This is a genomic window from Thermoanaerobacterium xylanolyticum LX-11, from assembly GCF_000189775.2.
Taxonomy (GTDB): Bacteria; Bacillota; Thermoanaerobacteria; order Thermoanaerobacterales; family Thermoanaerobacteraceae; genus Thermoanaerobacterium; species Thermoanaerobacterium thermosulfurigenes.
The window spans coordinates 1,118,855-1,139,060 of sequence record NC_015555.1; the positions used below are offsets into that span (position 1 = coordinate 1,118,855).

Sequence of the window (20,206 nt, forward strand, 5' to 3'; positions counted from 1 at the left end):
TGGCTATGACCAAAAGTATAAAAGATGATGTACTTTTAAGATTAAAAACCATAAAGGGGCATATAGCTGGAATCGAAAAAATGGTGGAAGAAGACAAAGGATGTTCTAACATTTTGCTTCAAATAGCAGCGGTGAGAGCTTCTTTAGAAAAAGTTGGATTGTCAATCATAAATGAACATGCTGAACAGTGCTTTCTTGCAAATGAAGATGGAAAGATAACTTATGAGGAACTTCAAAGTGTTGTTGATTTATTAGTTAAATTTTTAAAATGAGCAATATTTGGCAGTAAAATAGGGTCAGAAAAGACCCTTCTCTATGTTGATAATGGAAATAGAAGGGTGTATAATTAATAAAAAGAAGGTGTTTTATGTGAGAATACATGGTATTGTAGAGAAGATAGAAGATGACGTAGCTATAGTTGTTCTTGATGATGACAGGAAGATAAATATTCCCACAAAGTATCTTCCTAGTAATATTGCTGAAGAAGATGCTATTGATATTTCATTGGATGTCAATGAAAGAGGACGAAAATTAAAAAAGTTGATTGAAGAATCAAGGGAGGAAGACTAATTTTTTAATTTTTTAACGCTAATTGTTAATAAATTAACTATTATTTACACGCTTTCTTTTATGTAATAAAATAATTGTATACAGTATACGGGTGATTTTTATGGTTATTACTGTTTGCGTAGGTAGTTCATGCCACTTGAAAGGTTCCTACGATGTTATAAACAAATTAAAAGAAATGATTAAAAATTACGGTATTGAGGACAAAGTAGAATTAAAAGCTGATTTTTGCATGGGCAATTGTTTAAGGGCGGTTTCTGTAAAAATTGATGATGGAAAGTGTTTATCAGTTAAACCTAATAACGTAGAAAAATTTTTTAAAGAATATGTTTTAGGTGAACTAAAATGAGTGTCATTAATTTCAAAGAAGCCAATTGCAGAAACTGCTATAAATGCATTAGATACTGCCCAGTAAAAGCGATAAAAGTTAATAATGAACAAGCTGAAATCATAGAATACAGGTGCATAGCATGTGGAAGATGTTTAAATATCTGTCCTCAGAATGCGAAGACAGTTAGATCAGATGTAGAAATAGTGCAATCATTTTTAAATCGGGGTGAAAAAGTTGTTTTCACTGTAGCTCCATCGTATCCTGCACTTGTTGGGCATAATAATGCTTTAAAATTCTTGAAGGCTTTAAAAAGTTTAGGAGCCGAAATGATAGTTGAGACCTCAGTAGGTGCTATGCTTATATCTAAGGAGTATGAAAAGTATTATAATGATTTGAAATATGACAATTTAATCACTACTTCATGCCCATCCGTAAATTATTTGGTTGAAAAATACTATCCAGATCTTATAAATTGCCTTGTACCAGTCGTATCACCGATGGTAGCTGTTGGAAGGGCTATAAAAATCATGTACGGTGAAAGCATGAAAGTTGTATTTATAGGTCCGTGTCTCGCTAAAAAAGCTGAGATGAATGATTTTAGTTGTGAGGGAGCTATAGATGCTGTATTGACATTTGAAGAAGTAATGAATTTGCTTGGTACAGATGAAGTAGATTTTGAATATATGGAAGATTATTTGGAAGATGTTGATGTCGAAGAGCAGTACAAATTGTATCCAATTGAAGGAAAAACAATTGATTGCATGGATGTTGATTTGAATTTAAGAAAGGTTGTCTCTGTGTCATCGATAGAGAATGTCAAAGATCTTTTGAATGATTTAAGATATGGCAATTTACATGGGTATTGGATAGAAGCTAATGCTTGCGATGGCGGTTGTATCAATGGTCCCGCATTTGGAAAGTTAAAAAGTGGAATTGCAAAAAGAAAGGAAGAAGTTATAAGCTATTCTCGCGTGAAGGAGAGAGTTAACGATGATTTCAGCGACTTTAGCGATTTTTCTTTAGATTTAAGTCGAAAGTTTATTGATTTAAGCGATAAATGGAAGATGCCAAGCGAGAGCGAGATAAAAGAGATACTATCGAAAATTGGCAAGTTTTCACCTGAAGATGAATTGAATTGCGGTGCATGTGGCTATGACACTTGTAGGGAAAAGGCCATAGCAGTCTTTAATGGAATGGCAGAACCTTATATGTGCTTGCCATACATGAGGGGGAGGGCCGAAACATTGTCCAATATCATAATAAGCTCTACTCCCAATGCCATAATTGCGGTCAATAACGAGTATGAAATTCAAGATATGAACAGAGCATTTGAGAAGATGTTCTTAGTGAATTCATCAATGGTTAAAGGTGAAGATCTATCGTTGATCTTTGATATATCTGATTTTGTAGAGGTTATTGAAAATAAGAAAAGCATTTTCAACAAGAAAGTATCATTTAAAAATTACGGAATCATAGCATTGGAAAGCATCTACTATTTAGAAGAGTATAAAATTGCCATTGGGATTTTTACAGATATAACGAAAATGGAGAAACAAAAGGAAAGTTTCTCAAAACTTAAAAAGGAAAACTACCAGTTAGCACAGCAAGTGATAGATAGACAGATGAAAGTTGCACAAGAGATAGCCAGCTTGTTAGGGGAAACAACCGCGGAGACAAAAGTCATACTGACCAAAATGAAAGATATGCTGTTAAATCAAGGTGATGATGAATGAGTCATTACATCGATATTGCACATGCATCATTGAATAAGTATGATGAAGAGTTGTGCGGAGATAGTGTTCAAATAATAAGAAAAAAAGATTATGTAATGGCAGTTATGGCAGATGGACTTGGAAGTGGTGTTAAGGCGAACATTTTATCTACTTTGACAGTACGAATAGTGTCAAAAATGCTGGATATGGGTTCTGAACTAAAAGATGTGGTAGAAACAGTGGCTGAAACATTGCCAATATGCAAAGAGAGGAATATAGCATATTCTACATTTACTGTTGTCTCTATATGTGGCAATAATGCTCATCTGGTTGAATATGACAATCCATCTGTGTTTTATTTTAAGAATGGTGTGTATAAGAAGATTGACAGAAATTGTGTTGAAATAGGTGACAAGAAAATCTTTGAAAGCAGCTTCAAATTGGATTTGAACGATTCACTGATAGTTGTATCTGACGGAGTAATCCATGCAGGTGTAGGAGGAATATTAAATCTCGGCTGGCAGTGGGATAATGTCAAGCAATATTTATCAAAAATATTGGAAGTCTACAGCGATGCATCAGATATTTGCTCACAGCTTATAACAACCTGCAATAATTTGTACAAGAATAAACCAGGTGATGATACAACTGCAATAGTGATAAAAGTTAACGAATCGAAAAAAGTTACAGTAATGGTAGGACCACCGGTTTTGAAAAATATGGATGAATGGGTTGTGAAAAAACTCATGAAAAGTGAAGGATTAAAGGTGGTATGTGGCGGTACTGCTGCAAAAATTGTAAGCAGGATTTTAAATAAAGATGTGATCACATCTACAGAGTATATTGATCCTGACATACCACCTTATGCACACATTGATGGAATTGATTTGGTGACAGAAGGTGTATTGACTTTAAGAAAGACTGTTGAAATTTTCAAAGAATATATTGAGAATAAAGATTCAAACTTATTGAGATTTTCAAGAAAAGATGCTGCAACTCGGTTGTTTAAGATTTTAAATTACGCTACTGACGTAAATTTCTTAGTGGGTCAGGCTGTAAACAGTGCCCATCAAAATCCTGATTTTCCATCTGATCTTAGAATAAAGGTCAGGATTGTGGAAGAGCTTATAAACTTATTAGAGATATTAAATAAAAATGTGGAAGTAAATTATTTTTAGAAAGGATAGATTGCCTTGTTTAAGTTTAACACAGATGTTCAGATGTTAAAGTACGAGGTACTTTACAACGTTGCGAAATTGACTCTTGAAGATAGGCTTGAAGATGAATACGACGAAATACCTTATGAGATAATACCGGGAACTAAACCGAGATTTAGGTGTTGTGTGTATAAAGAAAGAGCTATAATTGAACAAAGAACCAAAGTTGCTATGGGGAAAAATTTAAAGCGTACTATGAAACACGCAGTGGACGGAGAAGAGCCAATAATTCAGGTTTTAGATATTGCCTGTGAAGAATGTCCAATTAAAAGGTATCGTGTCACTGAAGCTTGTAGAGGGTGTATTACTCACAGGTGTACAGAGGTATGTCCAAAAGGTGCCATAACGATAATCAACAAAAAGGCAAACATCGATTATGACAAGTGCATAGAATGTGGTAGATGCAAAGATGCGTGCCCATACAATGCAATTTCTGACAATTTGAGGCCATGCATTAGATCTTGTTCAGCAAAAGCCATAACTATGGATGAAGAATTGAAAGCTGCCATAAATTACGAAAAGTGTACTTCATGTGGTGCTTGTACAGTGGCATGTCCATTTGGAGCTATAACAGACAAGTCTTATATTGTTGACATTATAAGGGCGATTAAGAGTGGGAAAAAAGTTTATGCGTTGGTAGCGCCAGCCATAGCATCTCAATTTAAAGATGTAACAGTGGGGCAGATAAAATCTGCTTTGAAAGAATTTGGTTTTGTCGATGTGATTGAAGTTGCTCTTGGGGCAGATTTTGTAGCTATGGAAGAGGCAAAAGAATTTAGCCATAAAATAAAAGACATAAAAGTCATGACAAGTTCATGTTGTCCTGCCTTTGTGGCACACATAAAGAAAAGCTATCCTGAGCTATCGCAAAACATATCGACAACTGTATCTCCAATGACAGCTATATCAAAATACATTAAAAAACACGATCCTATGGCAGTGACAGTATTCATAGGTCCATGTACTGCAAAGAAATCGGAAGTCATGAGAGATGACGTAAAGGGTATAACGGATTTTGCCATGACATTTGAAGAGATGGTTGCTGTATTAGATGCGGCAAAAATAGACATGAAAGAACAGCCAGATGTGGAAGTGGATGATGCTACGCTTTTTGGAAGAAAGTTTGCAAGATCGGGAGGAGTCTTAGAGGCTGTAGTTGAAGCCGTTAAAGAAATAGGCGCAGATGTTGAAGTAAACCCTGTAGTATGCAATGGACTTGATGAATGCAACAAGACATTGAAAATAATGAAAGCTGGCAAATTGCCAAACAATTTTATAGAAGGCATGGCTTGTGTTGGAGGTTGTATTGGTGGTGCAGGAGTAATAAATAACAACGTAAATCAAGCAAAATTGGCTGTCAATAAATTTGGTGATTCATCTTACCATAAAAACATAAAAGACAGAATCAGCCAATTTGATACTGATGACGTCGATTTTCATGTTGATCACGGTGAAGATGAGTCAAGTGAAACATCGTTTAAAGAAGCTTAGGAGTTTTAAAAATGATGGGTCCATCTATTGGGCCCTAAATTTTTGTTGAAATATATATCATCATTAACATATAATATATTTGAATTACATAAAAATGTGAGGACTGATATGTATGGAGGTATATCTTGACAATAGCGCCACGACGAAAGTTCGTAGAGAAGTAGCTGAAAAAATGGTTGAAGTAATGGAAGTCGAATATGGCAATCCATCGTCGGTACATCGTAAAGGATATAATGCAGAAAAGATATTGTCTAAGTCAAGAGAAGATGTAGCGAAATTATTGGGGGGTGCATCAGATGAAGTATTTTTCACATCAGGTGGAACTGAATCAAATAATTTGGCTATACGCGGCATTGTACATAGCATGAAGCGATATGGCAATCATCTGATAACCACAAAGATTGAGCATCCATCTGTATTGAATGTCATGAAGCAGCTTGAAGAAGAAGGTTTTGATGTCACTTATCTCAATGTAGATAAACAAGGATATGTAGACTTAGATGAGTTAAAAAATGTCATAAATGACAGGACGATTTTGATGTCTATAATGGCTGTCAACAATGAGATAGGCACTATAGAACCATTGGATGAGATTGCCAAATTAAAACAAATGAAAGATAAATTTTATTTTCATGTTGATGGTGTACAGGCAATTGGAAAAATTAATATTGATTTAAGGAATATTAACATAGACCTTTTGTCTTTAAGCGGCCATAAAATGCATGGGCCAAAGGGCATAGGAGCTCTATACGTAAAAAAAGGGACTAAAATTAAACCTATTTTGTACGGTGGAGGGCAGGAAGCCAATTTAAGGTCAGGAACTGAAAACATGCCAGGCATCGTAGGACTTGGAGAAGCATGTCTATTGATAAATGATAATTTTCTTGAATACGAGGCTAAACTTAAAACATTAAAGAGAAAATTGTACGATGGTATAAAAAACGAGATTCCTGATATTCACTTAAATGGCCCTGACATCGATGATGGTGCACCGCAAATATTAAATGTATCTTTTTTAGGTGTAAGAGGTGAAGTATTGCTTCATGCTTTGGAAGACAAGGGTATATATGTGTCAACTGGTTCTGCTTGTTCATCCCATAAAAATACTGAAAGCCATGTATTAAAGGCTATTGGATTAAGTAGCGAATATATAGAAGGTGCTATTAGGTTTTCCTTAAGTGTATTTAATACAGATGAAGAAATAGATTATACGGTTGATGTATTAAAGGAGAAAGTGAAATTTTTAAGGAGATACAAAAGGAGGTAAAAATGGAAGTTATTCTTATAAAGTATGGTGAGTTAGCTTTAAAAGGCGACAATAGAGCTTTTTTTGAAAATAAACTTGTTAGAAACATTAAAGAAGCTTTAAAAAACTTTGATGGAGTAAAAGTTGAAAAGACACATGGGAGGATATACGTAGAAACAAGCAACAATGCAAAAGAAGCTATTGACAAACTTAAAAAGGTATTTGGAATAGTTGGAATAACAATAGCTAAAAAAGTAGAATTGGACCTTAATGCGATATACGACTCGGCAATTGAGATTATGAGGCATCATTCAAATAAAAGTTTTAAAGTGGAGACTAGGAGACCTAATAAATCATTTCCTTATGAAAGCATTGAATTAAGTAGAATGATTGGAAGTGAAATACTTAAAAACATTGATGGTGTTCATGTTGATGTGCACAATCCTGATGTGGTATTAAATGTGGAAATAAGGGAGAAGGCGTATTTGTACTCTGATACCGTAGATGGAATTGGAGGAATGCCTATAGGCACAAATGGGAAAGCTGTGGTTTTATTATCAGGTGGAATTGATAGCCCCGTCGCAGCATGGATGATGATGAAAAGAGGAGTAAAGATAGAAGCAGTGTATTTTCACAGTCCACCATATACGCAGGAGCGTGCAAAGGACAAAGTAATTGATTTGTGCAAAAAACTTTCAGAGTATGGACAAGATGTATATTTACATGTGGTGAATTTTACAGATTTTCAACTTGCCATATACGATAAGTGTCCTCCAAAATTGACTACTATTATAATGAGAAGAATGATGATGAGAGTCGCAGAAAATATTGCTCTTAAGTACGGTGCAAAAGCGCTTATAACAGGTGAAAGCTTAGGACAAGTTGCCAGCCAAACCATAGAAAGCTTGTACTGCACAAATGCAGTGACACACATGCCAGTGTTTAGACCACTTATAGGAATGGATAAGAGTGAAATTGTAGAGATTTCTAAGAAAATCGGGACGTACGACATATCTATAAGGCCGTATGAAGACTGCTGCACCATATTCGTTCCGAAACATCCTATTATAAAGCCGGATTTAGATGATGTCATTAAAGGCGAAAAAGAATTAGACTATGAACAATTTATTAACAGTCTTGAAATAGATGAGATAAAGATAAAAAGCTAAAAAATCCCATAGGCATAAGTCTATGGGATTTTATACGTTAAATCTGAATACTATTATATCGCCATCTTCCACGACGTAATCTTTTCCTTCTAACCTCATCAATCCTTTTTCTTTTGCTGGAGTTTCTCCACCTGATTCAACGTAATCTTTATACGATATTACTTCAGCACGTATAAAACCTTTCTCAAAATCTGAGTGTATTTTTCCGGCAGCCTGTGGTGCCTTTGTACCTCGTTTAATAGTCCAGGCTCTTACTTCCTTTGGACCTGCTGTAAAAAATGTAATAAGTCCTAAAAGAGAGTACCCATGACGGATTATGTTATTTAATCCAGGTTCTTCTAAACCGTATTCGGAAAGCAATTCATATTTTTCTTCATCTGGAAGTGACGAAAGTTCTTCTTCTATTTTTGCTGATATTACAATAACATCAGATTTCTCATTTTTTGCAAAATCTTTAAGCTTCTTAACATACTCATTTTCGCTTTTAGATATAAGATCGTCTTCTGATATATTAGCTGCATACATTACAGGCTTTGATGTAAGAAGCATAAGTTGATTTACAAAGGATAATTCCTCATCATCAAAGTCCATTGTGCGGATAGGCTTACCATCATCTAATGTCTTTTTGATTTTCTCCAATACATTCAATTCGAATGCAGCAGTTTTATCGTTTTTAGCGTATTTGGAAGTCTTTGCAATTCGCTTTTCAACAACTTCCAAATCAGCCAGTATAAGCTCTAACGTTATTATTTCGATGTCTCTTATTGGATCAATACTGCCTTCAACGTGAGTTATGTTGCTATCATCAAAGCACCTTACCACATTTAATATTGCATCAACTTCTCTTATGTGTGATAAAAATTTATTGCCTAAGCCTTCGCCTTTGCTGGCACCCTTTACCAATCCTGCTATATCGACAAATTTTATCGTGGCAGGTATTATCTTTTGAGGATTTACAATGTTTGCTAATTCATTAAGTCTTTTATCGGGTACAGATACGATTCCTACATTAGGCTCTATCGTACAGAAAGGATAATTTGCACATTCGGCGCCTGCTTGTGTTATTGCATTAAAAATCGTGCTTTTTCCAACATTAGGTAGACCAACTATTCCTATTTCCATCTGTATTCCTCCGCTTTTTAAAATCAAAAAATTTTTCTAAATACATCAAATAGATTATATATGAAAAACTCTAAAACTTCAAACTGAGATGTTGGATATAATTTACATTGAATATTGTAATAAATTGACTTCATCTGAGCAAAATATTGATTGGAGGTGTTTGAATTGAAAAATAGCAAAAAAATTTTTTCAATACTTTTAGCATTGATAATGGCATTGTCTATATCTTTGACGGGTTGCAAAGCATCTAAAAAGCCATCACCAACAAGATATACTCCTACGACGCCTAGGACGACACCAGCTCCGTCACCAGGAATGACTACTCCTGCACCGTCAAGAGTGCCGACAACACCAACTCCAACAACACCTGCACCTACTACACCGACTCCAGCGAAAAAGCCGGTTCCGCAAAGCGTTAGAGCAGCAAAAATAGCCAGCAATGTGGCAAAACTTCCTGAAGTAAACAAGGCTACTGTAGTTATATCCGGAAATACTGCTATTGTAGGTATTGACATGAAAGCCAGTGTCCAAGGTACACATGAGACACAGGTTAAGAAAAAAGTAGAGAAGACAGTGAGATATACTGATAAAGGTATAAAGAATGTGTCTGTAACATCTGATCCTGATTTATATACAAGGATAAACAATATAGCAAAAGGAATAGCAGCCGGAAGACCATTATCTGAGTTTACTAAACAGATAACAGAGATACTAAAAAGGATAACGCCAAGTGCATAATATAAACCTGGGGAAACCCGGGTTTATGTTTTGTTGACATATTTGTAGTTTTTAAATATAATTAGGTCAATTGGATTATTATAGAAGGAGTGAAAAATATGTCCATTATAAAGGAAAACATTGCGAGTGGTATTGAACTCTATGTCAATAAACTTAATAAGTTTAAAACGGTAACAATTAATGTGTACATAAGCAATAAATTAAGCGATGAAACGGCAAAATTTGCATTGCTGCCATCAGTTCTAAGGAGAGGGAGCTTTAGCTTTAAAACGTATAAGGATATAACAAAGCATTTAGAAGATCTTTACGGTGCTACGTTTGCTTATTCGGTTTATAAAAAAGGTGAGCGGCAGATTGCACAGTTTAAGATGGAAATTGTAGATAGTACATATTTAAAGGAAGATATATTGGAAGAAAGCGTTAAGTTCATATCAGACATACTTTTGAATCCATTAATATCAAATGATGGTTTTGAACAAACGTATGTGCAACAAGAGAAAGAAAAGCAGAAGAATATTATCAATTCCCGCGTAAATGAAAAGACTAAATACGCCGTTGAAAGGTGTATAGAAGAAATGTGTAAAGACGAAGATTACTCAATTTATGAGCTTGGAAATGTAGATGACGTAGATAAAATAGATGAAAAAAATCTTTATGAGTATTATAAAAAAGCAATTAAAAGGCTTCCAATAGATATATTTGTCGTAGGCAATGTGGATGTAGACAATGTGAAAGAGTTATTCAATAACTATTTTAAAGTAGAGAGAACGAATGTAGATGTGATTCCAGATACGCCTATATTAAGAAAGATCAATAAGGTAAAATATGTAGAAGATAAACTTGATGTTACTCAAGGGAAACTTACTTTAGGATACAGAACAAACGTAAATCCATGGGATGAGGAGTATTTTTCTCTTTTAGTATTAAGCAGCGTTTTGGGAGGAGGACCGTTTTCCAAGCTTTTTATGAATGTTAGAGAAAGAGAAAGCCTTGCATATTATGCACAGACAAGGTTAGAAAGATTTAAAGGATTAATGCTTATAATGTCAGGCATTGAAATTGAAAATTACGAAAAAGCATTGGAGATAATACAAAAGCAAGTAGAGGAGATAAAATCAGGTAATATATCTGATTATGAAATTGATTCCGCTGTGAAAGCTTTGATTACGTCGTTTAATTCAATAAAAGACAGTGGAACACAACTGGCGGATTTTTACTTATCACAAAAACTTTCACATACAAATTACAGTATAGACGATTTTATAAATAAGGTAAAAAAAGTTACAATAAATGATATCGTGGATGTATCTAAAAAGCTGCAATTGGATACTGTCTATTTCATGACAAAAAATGAGGAGTGATATGAAATGATGGAAATATTTAATGACTTGATAAAAGAAAAAATGTACAAATATGAACATGAAAGTGGATTAAATGTCTTCGTAATGCCTAAGAAAGGCTTTATAAAGCAGTATGCCATGTTTGCAACCCATTATGGTTCTAACGATAGAGAATTTATAATTCCTGGTGAAAGTGAACCTACACATGTGCCGGATGGTATTGCACATTTTTTGGAGCATAAAATGTTTGAGGAAGAAAGTGGAAGTGTATTTGAAGAGTTTTCTAAGAATGGGGCTTCTGCAAATGCTTATACGAATTTTACAACTACTGCTTATTTGTTTTCTTGCACAGACAATTTTTACAGCAATTTAAGACTTCTTTTGGATTTTGTCCAAAGGCCTTATTTTACAGATGAAAATGTAGAAAAGGAAAAAGGCATAATAGCTCAAGAAATTCGCATGTACGATGACGATCCGTCTTGGAGGCTCTTTTTCAATATGTTAGGTGGATTGTACCGCGAACATCCTGTAAAAATAGATATTGCAGGTACAATTGAATCTATATCAAGAATTGACAAAGACATCTTGTATAAATGCTACAATACATTTTACCATCCATCAAACATGGTGTTGTTTGCGGTTGGCGATGTGGACGTGGATAAAGTTGCAGAAATCGTAAATGATAGTGTTAAAAAAGAAAAAAGAAATGGAGAGATAAAGCGCATTTATCCTGATGAGCCGATTAAAATAAACAAGAATTACGTGGAACAAAAGATGTCTGTTTCGATGCCGCTATTTAATGTTGGATTTAAAGACAATGACATAGGTTATGGAGGAAAGAGATTACTTAAAAAGGACATAACTACACAGATTTGCTTAGAGATTTTAGCCGGTAGAAGCTCCGACTTGTATGAAAAACTTTATAATGATGGACTTATTGATACAACTTTTGATGTAGAGTACGTAGGTGAAGTAGATCATGGTTACTCTATAATAGGTGGTCAATCTGTAGATCCTGAAGCTGTGAAAAAGGCTCTTATAGCTAAAATTTCATCCATCAATAAAGTGGATGAAGGTGATTTCTATAGAATTAAGAAAAAGATACTTGGCCGATTTGTAAAATCATTTAATTCTGTTGAAAGTATTGCACACAACTTTATATCATACTACATGAAAGACATTAATATCTTGGATTTTACATCTGTTATAGAAGGTATAACTCCTGATGATGTACTAAATAGATTTAAGACGCATTTTAATGAAGATAACTGTGTATTATCTGTTGTAAAGCCATAATATGTTAAAATTTTTGATAACGAGCCATACTCGTTATTTTTTTTGTGAAAAAAATTTTTAATTTGTTGAAGGATTTTTGGGTTTTATATAGAATAAACATAATAAGTGGTTTAAAGTGGTGCAAAGTGGTTAGAAGTGCAATAGAAATGGGTGTTCGGTATGCTGATGGGGCAATATGAACATACAATAGATCAAAAAGGGAGAGTTTTTATACCTGCCAAGTTCAGGGACGAACTGGGGTATAAATTTGTGTTGACGCGAGGGCTTGACAATTGCCTTTTTGCTTACTCATTGTCAGAATGGTCAAATATCGAGGCAAAGCTAAAGACATTGCCACTTAACAGAAAAGATGCCAGAGCATTTACCAGATTTTTCTTAGCAGGTGCCACTGAATGCGAAATAGACAAGCAGGGAAGAGTATTAATACCGAACATCTTGAGAGAACATGCAAAAATTGAGAAAGAAGTCATAATAATTGGGGTATCGTCAAGAGTGGAGATTTGGAGTAAAGAAGTATGGATGGAATATTCAAATAATATTGATGTTTCTTTTGAAGATGTTGCAGAGCATTTAGACGATTTAAACATATAAGGTGATTTTTATGGATTTCAAACATGAAAGTGTGTTGTTGCAAGAGACTATTGAATATTTAGAAATTAAACCTGATGGTATTTATGTAGATGGAACTTTAGGCGGTGGCGGTCACTCATATGAGATATTAAGACGGCTTGATAAAGGAAAATTAATCGCAATAGACAGGGACATGGACGCCATAAAAGCTGCATCTATTAGGCTTAAAGACTTCAATAATACAACGTATATTCATGATAATTATAAGAATATAAAAGATATATTAAAAAAATGTGGGATTGAGAGCATAGATGGGGCGTTATTAGACCTTGGCGTATCTTCATATCAATTAGATGAGGCACAAAGGGGATTTTCTTACATGCACGATGCCCCACTTGACATGAGGATGGACAAAGAAAGTGACATTACAGCAGAGTATGTTGTAAACAATTATTCAGAAGATGAAATTGCAAAGGTAATTTCTGATTACGGTGAAGAACTATGGGCTAAACGAATTGCAAAGTTTATCGTTGAAGAGAGAAGGAGAAAACCCATTAAAACTACATTTGAGTTAGTAGACATAATAAAAAAAGCTATACCTGCATCAAAAAGGAGGACAGGACCACATCCTGCCAAAAGAACATTTCAGGCCATAAGGATTGAAGTCAATGAAGAGCTAAAAGGGCTTGGAGATGCTATTGCTGACTTTGTAGATGTAATGAATCCTGGAGGAAGAATAGCAATCATAACATTCCATTCATTGGAAGATCGTATTGTGAAAAATGCGTACAAGAAATTGGAAGATCCGTGTACATGCCCTAAAAATTTGCCATGTACATGTGGAAAAAAACCAGTAATAAAGATAATTACTAAAAAACCTATTGTACCAAGTGAAGTTGAAATAAAAGTAAACCCAAGATCTCGAAGTGCAAAACTAAGAGTTGCAGAAAAGTTGCTGTTCTAAAGTATAAGGGGGAAGAATAAATTGGTATTAGAAAAGCACAATTACGATTATGATCTAAAGCCGTATTATGAAGAAAATAAAGGAAAGAAAACCAAAAAGAATAAGAAGCTTAAAAACCTTGCAGTAATAGTTTTTGTAGGATTTTTAAGCCTTACCGTTTTGTTTAGGTATGCGTTGATCTATCAAAAATCTGTTGCATTAAGCAGCGTAGAGGCAAAAGCCAGTGAAATAGAAAAGTTAAACCAGCAGTTAGAAGTCCAAATTGCTTCAATGAGCGATCTGCAGAGAATAGAAGAAATAGCGAAAAATCAGTTAGGAATGGTAGAGCCTGATAAAGGGCAGATAGTCTACATGAGTGTTGGCAAACAAAATCAAGTCGCTGAGAAAAAAACAGATGATGAAAACAAAAATAAGACTTTTTGGGGAAGGATTTTGGGACTGCTGGTGAGATAGGAGGGATTTTAAATATCACCAAGCATTTCTACCAAAAAGAGAATTTTATTTTTGCTGTTTTTTTCTATACTTATTATTAGCGTTCTCATTGTTAGGCTTTTTTGGATACAGATAGTAAAAAGCGATGAATTTCAAAAGCTTGCCATACCTCAGTGGACATTAGACGTTGCAGTTACGCCAAAACGCGGCTTGATATTAGACAGAAATGGAAAGGCACTTGCTGAAAGCGCAAGTTCTAATAAAGTTAGCATAATACCGAAAGAAGTGAAAGACAGCCAAAAAGATGAAATTGCGTCAAAGCTGTCTGAGATTTTAAAAATCGACAAAGAAGATATCCTTAAAAAGATAAACAACAAGAATGTACAAGAGGTATTGATTGCAAGGAGAATTGATGATGATACGGCTAACAAGATAAGAAAATTAAATCTACCTTGTATTGTAATATCTGGAGATACAAAAAGATATTATCCAGAGAAGAATTTAGCTTCCCACATACTTGGGTTTACAGGTGTAGACAATCAAGGACTGGACGGAATCGAGTCGGTATACGACAGCTATTTAAGAGGAATACCTGGAAGGATTTCGTCGCCAGTTGATGCATTGGGCAGGAAAATGGGGAATGGTGAAGAAGAATACATCCCACCTATAGATGGTTACAATGTCGTTTTGACGATTGATTCAAACATACAGCATTTTGCTGAGAAAGCTCTTGATGATGCGTATGCACATACTAAGCCGACAAAAGGTGCTGTTGCAATCGTAATGGATCCTAAGACAGGTGATATTTTAGCCATGGCATCAAGACCTGATTACGATCCAAACAACCCATTTGCAGGTTCCAAAAGCGATTGGTTTAAAAATTGGCGAGATAAGGCTATATCGGATGCTTACGAACCCGGCTCAGTTTTCAAGACGGTTACAGCGTCAGCAGCATTGGAGGAAGGTGTTGTTGGGTTAAATGAGCAATTTTATGATCCAGGATATATTATGGTTGCAGGGCAGAGAATAAATTGTTGGGCCACACATTACAGCGAAACATTTGTACAAGGAGTCCAAAATTCCTGCAACGTTGTTTTTGCGACAGTTGCCCAAAGGCTTGGAGTAGACAAATTGTACAAGTACATTCATGAATTTGGCTTTGGAGAAACCACCGGCATAACATTGCCTGGAGAAGCACCTGGCCTTGTAATGAAAGAAAAAGATGTAGGTCCTGTAGAGCTTGCTACAAATTCATTCGGACAGGGTATTGCGGTTACACCGCTTCAAATGATACGAGCGGTTTCAGCGATAGTAAATGGTGGGAAATTGATGGAGCCTCATATAGTCAAAGAGATAGTCGATTCTGATGGGAAACCTATAAAAGAATTCAAACCAACCGTAATAAGGCAAGTGATATCCGAAAAGACATCAGCTACAATGAGGCAGATACTTGAAAGTGTAGTATCCGAAGGCACAGGTAAGGCAGGTTACATAGAAGGGTATGATGTTGGAGGAAAAACAGGCACTACAGAAAAATATACACCTGGAAAATACGTGGCTTCATACGTGGGATTTGCACCTGCAGAAGATCCAAAGGTGATAGCGCTTGTGGTGATTGATGAACCTAATGCCGAAACCCACTTTGGTAGTGCGTTAGCAGGACCTGTAGTAAGAAGTATATTGTATGATACTTTGACGTACTTAAATGTAAAACCAAAAGGCATTGTAGTGAAGCCTCTTGTAAAAGTTCCAGATGTAAGGAATTTAAACTTGAATGAGGCTCAAAATGCATTGTTAAAAGATAAGCTGCAATTTTCCATCGAAGGAACTGGAAACACAGTTGTAGACCAAATGCCTAAACCTGGGGCAATGGTAGAAGAAGATTCGCAAATTGTCTTGTATTTAAATGAATACAATAATAACGGAAAGGTTGATGTTCCTGATCTAAAAGGAAAATCTATCACAGAAGCGAGTAACATATTAAGCTCTTTAGGGCTGAAAATAAAAATCAATGGTTCTGGTATTGCTGTAAGCCAGAAGCCAGAAAAAGGTGAAAAAGTTGATAAAGGAACAACTGTTGAAGTCGACTTTAGGCCACTGGAAAATTAATTCAAGCACAATATGCAGTTTTTGATATATGCAAACTGCATAATTGTGCTATACTATTAAATGTATATAATGAATTAGGAGGCCTATTATGAGACTTGTGGATATATTAAAGGATGTAAATTATACAACGGTTAAAGGCAACATCGATGTTGATGTAAAAGGCATTTGCTATGATTCGAGAAATTCGAAAGAAGGTTCGCTATTTGTCGCAATCAAAGGATTTAAGTTTGATGGCGCGGATTACATAAATGATGCTGTAGAAAGAGGAGCTGTTGCCATTGTAGTTGAACGTGAAGTAAGCATAGATAAAGACATCACCGTCATAAAAGTAGAAAATGCCAGGAAGTCATTGGCTAAAATCGCATCAAATTATTATGGAGATCCTTCAAAGCAGCTTTTTATGATAGGCGTGACAGGAACAAACGGCAAAACTTCTGTCACATACATGATAAAGTCCATACTGGAAAGCCAGAACAATAAAGTCGGGTTGATAGGAACGATTCACAACATGATTGGCGATAAAGTTTATCCAACTGAGAGGACTACGCCAGAGTCATTAGATCTTCAACGATACCTTAGGCTCATGGTTGATGAAGGTGTGAAATACGTAGTGATGGAAGTTTCTTCACATTCATTGGCGTTAAACAGAGTAGATGAATGCAAATTTGACATAGCTGTTTTTACGAATTTAACCCAAGACCATTTAGATTTTCATAAGACGATGGATGAATATGCTAATGCAAAGGCTAAACTTTTTAGAATGGCAAAGACAGCTTGCGTGATAAACATAGATGATGATTATTCTTCGTATATGATAGAGAATTCTAATGCTAAAGTTGTAACATATGGTATAAAAGACTATGCATACATAATGGCAAAAGATATCAAAAACGATATTAAAGGTGCGAAATTTACCGTTCAGATAGAAGATATAAAAAGTGAAATAGCCTTAAAGATACCGGGACTATTTAGTGTTTACAATTCACTGGCGGCTATTTCAGTAGCATTTATATTGGGTATACCGCTTCAGTCTGTGAAAATGGCTCTTAAGGATGTCAAGATAAAAGGCAGATTTGAAGTTCTTGATTTGGATGTACCTTACAATGTAGTTATTGACTACGCCCACACTCCGGACGGACTTGAGAATTTGATGAAAGCATTTGGTGAATACAATACTGGGAAAAAGATATTGCTTTTTGGTTGTGGAGGTGACAGAGATAAAGGCAAACGCCCTAAAATGGGAGAAGTCGCTGGCAAATATGCTGATTTTGTAATTATAACTTCGGACAATCCAAGGTCGGAGGAGCCTATTAAGATAATACAAGAAATTGAAGAAGGCATTAAAAATACAAAATGTCCTTACACAATCATAGAAGATAGGAAAGAGGCTATAAAGTACGCACTATCTATAGCGAAGGACAATGACGTCGTAATTTTAGCTGGTAAAGGTCATGAAACATATCAAGTATTGAAAGACAAAGTCATAGATTTTGATGAAAGAGACATAGTAAGAGATATATTAAATGGAGATGAAAAAGTTGATTTTAACAGTTAAAGAGATATTAGATGCGACAGAAGGGAAATTGCTATCTGGAGATATAAATATATGCGTAAGCGGTATAAGTACCGATTCGAGGACAATTAAGCCTGGAGATTTGTTTATACCTTTAAAAGGTGAAAGATTCAATGGAGAGAAATTCATAGATGATGCCTTAAATGTAGGTTCTGCCTCACTTACAGAGTCTACCAATTGTATAAGGCACGATAATAAACCGATTATATTTGTCGAAGATACAAAAGACGCTTTGCACAGGATAGCTAAATATTATAGAAGTAAATTCAATATTCCGTTTATTGCTGTAACTGGCAGCAGTGGAAAAACTACAACTAAGGATATGATTTACGATGTTTTATCGATGAAGTACAATGTCTTAAAGACAATCGGAAATTTCAACAACGAGATCGGCTTGCCCCTTACCTTATTTACGCTTAATGATGATCATGATATGGCTGTCGTTGAAATGGGAATGAGCGGTTTTGGCGAAATAAGAAGGTTAAAAAACATTGCATCTCCTAATGTTGCGGTATATACAAACATTGGAGTTGCTCACATTGAAAAATTAGGTTCTCGTGAAAATATATTAAAGGCAAAATCAGAACTTATTGAAGATTTTAAAAATGGCGATACAGTCGTAATTAATGCAGATGATGATATGTTAATAAAAATGCTTGAAAAAAAAGGTCCTAAATTTGTGACATACGGCATAAATAATGGCGATATTAAGGCCTTTGACATAGAATTAAATGAAGAATCTTCAAAATACAAGGTTTTGATAGATGGGTATGTATTAGACGTAGAATTAAACGTACCTGGAAAACACAATATATACAATTCTTTAGCGGCAATTTGTATAGGAATCCAATTTGATGTCAATAAAGAAGATATAAGGAAAGCACTGGCTAAGTTTCAACCAAGTGCTATGAGATTAAATATAATAGATGTCGCAGGTATTAAAATTATAAACGATGTGTATAATGCAAATCCTTCATCTATGAAAGCTGCTTTGTCAGTTTTAGGTGGATATACAGAGAGAAGAAAAGTAGCTGTTTTAGGCAATATGTTAGAGTTAGGACAGTATAAAGACATTGCACATCGAGAGGTTGGCGAGTACGTGAAGGAAAATGACATTGATGTACTTATAACAGTTGGAGATTATGCTTTAAAAATAGCTGATGGGGCAATAGAAAAAGGAATGAACAATGATAATGTCTTTAGATGTGCTAATAATGCAGAAGCCATTGATGTCATAAAAAATATTATGAAAGAAAGTGACATATTTTTAGTTAAAGGTTCAAGAGGGATGGAGATGGAGGAAATCGTGAAATTTTTGCAGGAGAGTGCTTATAAATGATACAAAAGATGATATTTGCTACAATTGTTTCCTTTTTAATTTGTGTCGTATTAGGTCCTATTGTTATTCCGTGGCTAACTAAATTAAAGTTTGGTCAAAGTGTAAGAAGCGATGGACCTAAGACGCATCTAAAAAAAGCTGGAACACCTACAATGGGTGGAATAATCATAATTATCTCTTTGCTCATTGCTGATATTGTATTTTCAAAATGGGATAAATACATGGCTTTGTTAATCACGATAACATTAGGATATGGAATAATCGGCTTTTTGGATGACTACATGAAAGTGAGGTATAAAAGATCGCTGGGTCTTACTGCCAGGCAAAAGCTTTTAGGTCAATTTGCATTAGCTATTTTGTTTGCGTATTTTTCGAAGAATATAGTTGGCACTGATGTAATAGTTCCATTTTTGAAGCGAGAAATTGATTTAGGCTACTTTTACATACCGTTTATAATGTTTGTAGTTGTTGGAACTGTAAATAGTGTTAATCTAACGGATGGATTGGATGGGCTTGCATCAGGAGTATCCTTTATGGTTACCGCTTTTTTTACCTTAATAGGCTTTTTTATGAACAATTCATCGTTAACTGTGTTTGGTGCAGCAATTACTGGTGCACTTCTTGGATTTTTGAAGTTTAATAGATACCCTGCTGAAGTGTTTATGGGAGATACAGGTTCACTTGCAATTGGTGGAGCTGTAGCGGCTTTGGCAACAATGACTAAATTGCCTGTTATTTTAGTAGTGGTGGGAATTGTCTATGTCGCTGAAGCATTGTCGGTCATAATGCAGGTTGTATCCTTTAGACTTACAGGTAAAAGGATATTTAAAATGAGCCCTCTCCATCATCATTTTGAGCTTTCTGGTTGGTCAGAGACTAAAGTCGTGTTTTTATTTTGGATGGTAACTTTGATAGCAGTGTTTGTGTCATTTTATGGAATAAGTTAAATATATCCTAAAAATCAGAATGAAAAATTTTTTTATGATTCAG

General features: G+C 35.0%; 19 protein-coding genes. 18 read left to right on the forward strand and 1 reads right to left on the reverse strand.

The annotated features are described in order from the left end of the window. The first annotated feature begins 5 nt into the window (after positions 1-5). The 8 genes from THEXY_RS05385 (at position 6) to thiI (ending at position 7,733) form a co-directional block, all read left to right on the forward strand. On the forward strand, positions 6-272 hold the full coding sequence (locus THEXY_RS05385) for a metal-sensitive transcriptional regulator (protein WP_013787818.1): 267 nt from the start codon (positions 6-8) through the stop codon (positions 270-272). Between the two features lie 97 nt (positions 273-369). Continuing rightward, positions 370-570, forward strand: a complete 201-nt coding sequence (locus tag THEXY_RS05390) for a DUF3006 family protein (RefSeq protein WP_013787819.1) — start codon at positions 370-372, stop codon at positions 568-570. 100 nt (positions 571-670) lie between these two features. Beyond that, positions 671-916 (forward strand): (2Fe-2S) ferredoxin domain-containing protein, encoded by a 246-nt coding sequence (locus THEXY_RS05395; RefSeq protein WP_013787820.1) that lies wholly within the window; start codon positions 671-673, stop codon positions 914-916. Beyond that, positions 913-2,631 carry a [Fe-Fe] hydrogenase large subunit C-terminal domain-containing protein gene (locus THEXY_RS05400; protein WP_013787821.1) on the forward strand — a complete coding sequence of 573 codons (1,719 nt, stop codon included), beginning with the start codon at positions 913-915 and terminating at the stop codon, positions 2,629-2,631. The genes THEXY_RS05395 and THEXY_RS05400 overlap by 4 nt, the downstream gene beginning before the upstream one ends. Further along, positions 2,628-3,788 carry a SpoIIE family protein phosphatase gene (locus tag THEXY_RS05405; protein ID WP_013787822.1) on the forward strand — a complete coding sequence of 387 codons (1,161 nt, stop codon included), beginning with the start codon at positions 2,628-2,630 and terminating at the stop codon, positions 3,786-3,788. The genes THEXY_RS05400 and THEXY_RS05405 overlap by 4 nt, the downstream gene beginning before the upstream one ends. Positions 3,789-3,803: 15 nt before the next feature. Continuing rightward, a complete protein-coding gene (locus tag THEXY_RS05410) occupies positions 3,804-5,318 on the forward strand; it encodes a 4Fe-4S dicluster domain-containing protein (protein WP_013787823.1) in 1,515 nt (504 codons plus the stop codon). A 112-nt stretch (positions 5,319-5,430) separates the two neighbouring features. Beyond that, on the forward strand, positions 5,431-6,585 hold the full coding sequence (locus THEXY_RS05415; protein WP_013787824.1) for a cysteine desulfurase family protein: 1,155 nt from the start codon (positions 5,431-5,433) through the stop codon (positions 6,583-6,585). A gap of 2 nt (positions 6,586-6,587) precedes the next feature. Next, positions 6,588-7,733 carry a tRNA uracil 4-sulfurtransferase ThiI gene (thiI, locus tag THEXY_RS05420; protein ID WP_013787825.1) on the forward strand — a complete coding sequence of 382 codons (1,146 nt, stop codon included), beginning with the start codon at positions 6,588-6,590 and terminating at the stop codon, positions 7,731-7,733. A 30-nt stretch (positions 7,734-7,763) separates the two neighbouring features. On the opposite strand, the gene ychF is transcribed toward thiI, so the two are convergent. Next, complete coding sequence (gene ychF / locus THEXY_RS05425) at positions 7,764-8,855, reverse strand: redox-regulated ATPase YchF (RefSeq protein ID WP_013787826.1); 1,092 nt, start codon at positions 8,853-8,855, stop codon at positions 7,764-7,766. Between the two features lie 165 nt (positions 8,856-9,020). Here ychF and THEXY_RS05430 point away from each other — a divergent pair, with 165 nt between their 5' ends. The 10 genes from THEXY_RS05430 to mraY all read left to right on the forward strand — a co-directional run bounded on the left by THEXY_RS05430 (position 9,021) and on the right by mraY (position 20,163). Beyond that, positions 9,021-9,593 (forward strand): YhcN/YlaJ family sporulation lipoprotein, encoded by a 573-nt coding sequence (locus THEXY_RS05430; RefSeq protein WP_013787827.1) that lies wholly within the window; start codon positions 9,021-9,023, stop codon positions 9,591-9,593. Positions 9,594-9,691: 98 nt separating this feature from the next. Further along, positions 9,692-10,954: an EF-P 5-aminopentanol modification-associated protein YfmF gene (gene yfmF, locus THEXY_RS05435; RefSeq protein ID WP_013787828.1), complete on the forward strand. Its 1,263-nt coding sequence runs from the start codon at positions 9,692-9,694 to the stop codon at positions 10,952-10,954. A gap of 6 nt (positions 10,955-10,960) precedes the next feature. Further along, positions 10,961-12,229, forward strand: a complete 1,269-nt coding sequence (gene yfmH / locus THEXY_RS05440; protein WP_013787829.1) for an EF-P 5-aminopentanol modification-associated protein YfmH — start codon at positions 10,961-10,963, stop codon at positions 12,227-12,229. A 159-nt stretch (positions 12,230-12,388) separates the two neighbouring features. Further along, positions 12,389-12,820 carry a division/cell wall cluster transcriptional repressor MraZ gene (mraZ, locus tag THEXY_RS05445; protein WP_041592077.1) on the forward strand — a complete coding sequence of 144 codons (432 nt, stop codon included), beginning with the start codon at positions 12,389-12,391 and terminating at the stop codon, positions 12,818-12,820. A gap of 10 nt (positions 12,821-12,830) precedes the next feature. Further along, positions 12,831-13,763, forward strand: coding sequence for a 16S rRNA (cytosine(1402)-N(4))-methyltransferase RsmH (gene rsmH / locus THEXY_RS05450; RefSeq protein WP_013787831.1), 933 nt, complete (start codon positions 12,831-12,833; stop codon positions 13,761-13,763). Positions 13,764-13,784: 21 nt separating this feature from the next. Beyond that, positions 13,785-14,216 carry a septum formation initiator family protein gene (locus tag THEXY_RS05455; RefSeq protein WP_013787832.1) on the forward strand — a complete coding sequence of 144 codons (432 nt, stop codon included), beginning with the start codon at positions 13,785-13,787 and terminating at the stop codon, positions 14,214-14,216. A gap of 12 nt (positions 14,217-14,228) precedes the next feature. Beyond that, positions 14,229-16,304, forward strand: a complete 2,076-nt coding sequence (locus THEXY_RS05460) for a stage V sporulation protein D (RefSeq protein WP_489884370.1) — start codon at positions 14,229-14,231, stop codon at positions 16,302-16,304. 88 nt (positions 16,305-16,392) lie between these two features. After that, the gene (locus tag THEXY_RS05465; RefSeq protein ID WP_013787834.1) at positions 16,393-17,859 is read left to right on the forward strand and encodes a UDP-N-acetylmuramoyl-L-alanyl-D-glutamate--2,6-diaminopimelate ligase; all 1,467 of its coding nucleotides are present in this window, start codon (positions 16,393-16,395) and stop codon (positions 17,857-17,859) included. Continuing rightward, positions 17,828-19,216 (forward strand): UDP-N-acetylmuramoyl-tripeptide--D-alanyl-D-alanine ligase, encoded by a 1,389-nt coding sequence (locus tag THEXY_RS05470; protein WP_230197647.1) that lies wholly within the window; start codon positions 17,828-17,830, stop codon positions 19,214-19,216. Before THEXY_RS05465 ends, THEXY_RS05470 begins: the two co-directional genes overlap by 32 nt. Then, positions 19,213-20,163: a phospho-N-acetylmuramoyl-pentapeptide-transferase gene (mraY, locus tag THEXY_RS05475; RefSeq protein WP_013787836.1), complete on the forward strand. Its 951-nt coding sequence runs from the start codon at positions 19,213-19,215 to the stop codon at positions 20,161-20,163. Before THEXY_RS05470 ends, mraY begins: the two co-directional genes overlap by 4 nt. Positions 20,164-20,206: the final 43 nt, after the last annotated feature.

What these genes read in the sequence shown, in the direction of transcription:
- THEXY_RS05385 (WP_013787818.1), top strand. Translation starts at nt 6, where the DNA reads ATGACCAAAAGTATAAAAGATGATGTACTTTTAAGATTAAAAACCATA.
- THEXY_RS05395 (WP_013787820.1), top strand. Translation starts at nt 671, where the DNA reads ATGGTTATTACTGTTTGCGTAGGTAGTTCATGCCACTTGAAAGGTTCC.
- THEXY_RS05400 (WP_013787821.1), top strand. Translation starts at nt 913, where the DNA reads ATGAGTGTCATTAATTTCAAAGAAGCCAATTGCAGAAACTGCTATAAA.
- THEXY_RS05405 (WP_013787822.1), top strand. Translation starts at nt 2,628, where the DNA reads ATGAGTCATTACATCGATATTGCACATGCATCATTGAATAAGTATGAT.
- THEXY_RS05415 (WP_013787824.1), top strand. Translation starts at nt 5,431, where the DNA reads ATGGAGGTATATCTTGACAATAGCGCCACGACGAAAGTTCGTAGAGAA.
- thiI (WP_013787825.1), top strand. Translation starts at nt 6,588, where the DNA reads ATGGAAGTTATTCTTATAAAGTATGGTGAGTTAGCTTTAAAAGGCGAC.
- ychF (WP_013787826.1), bottom strand. Translation starts at nt 8,855, where the DNA reads ATGGAAATAGGAATAGTTGGTCTACCTAATGTTGGAAAAAGCACGATT.
- yfmF (WP_013787828.1), top strand. Translation starts at nt 9,692, where the DNA reads ATGTCCATTATAAAGGAAAACATTGCGAGTGGTATTGAACTCTATGTC.
- yfmH (WP_013787829.1), top strand. Translation starts at nt 10,961, where the DNA reads ATGATGGAAATATTTAATGACTTGATAAAAGAAAAAATGTACAAATAT.
- mraZ (WP_041592077.1), top strand. Translation starts at nt 12,389, where the DNA reads ATGCTGATGGGGCAATATGAACATACAATAGATCAAAAAGGGAGAGTT.
- rsmH (WP_013787831.1), top strand. Translation starts at nt 12,831, where the DNA reads ATGGATTTCAAACATGAAAGTGTGTTGTTGCAAGAGACTATTGAATAT.
- THEXY_RS05465 (WP_013787834.1), top strand. Translation starts at nt 16,393, where the DNA reads ATGAGACTTGTGGATATATTAAAGGATGTAAATTATACAACGGTTAAA.
- THEXY_RS05470 (WP_230197647.1), top strand. Translation starts at nt 17,828, where the DNA reads ATGGAGATGAAAAAGTTGATTTTAACAGTTAAAGAGATATTAGATGCG.
- mraY (WP_013787836.1), top strand. Translation starts at nt 19,213, where the DNA reads ATGATACAAAAGATGATATTTGCTACAATTGTTTCCTTTTTAATTTGT.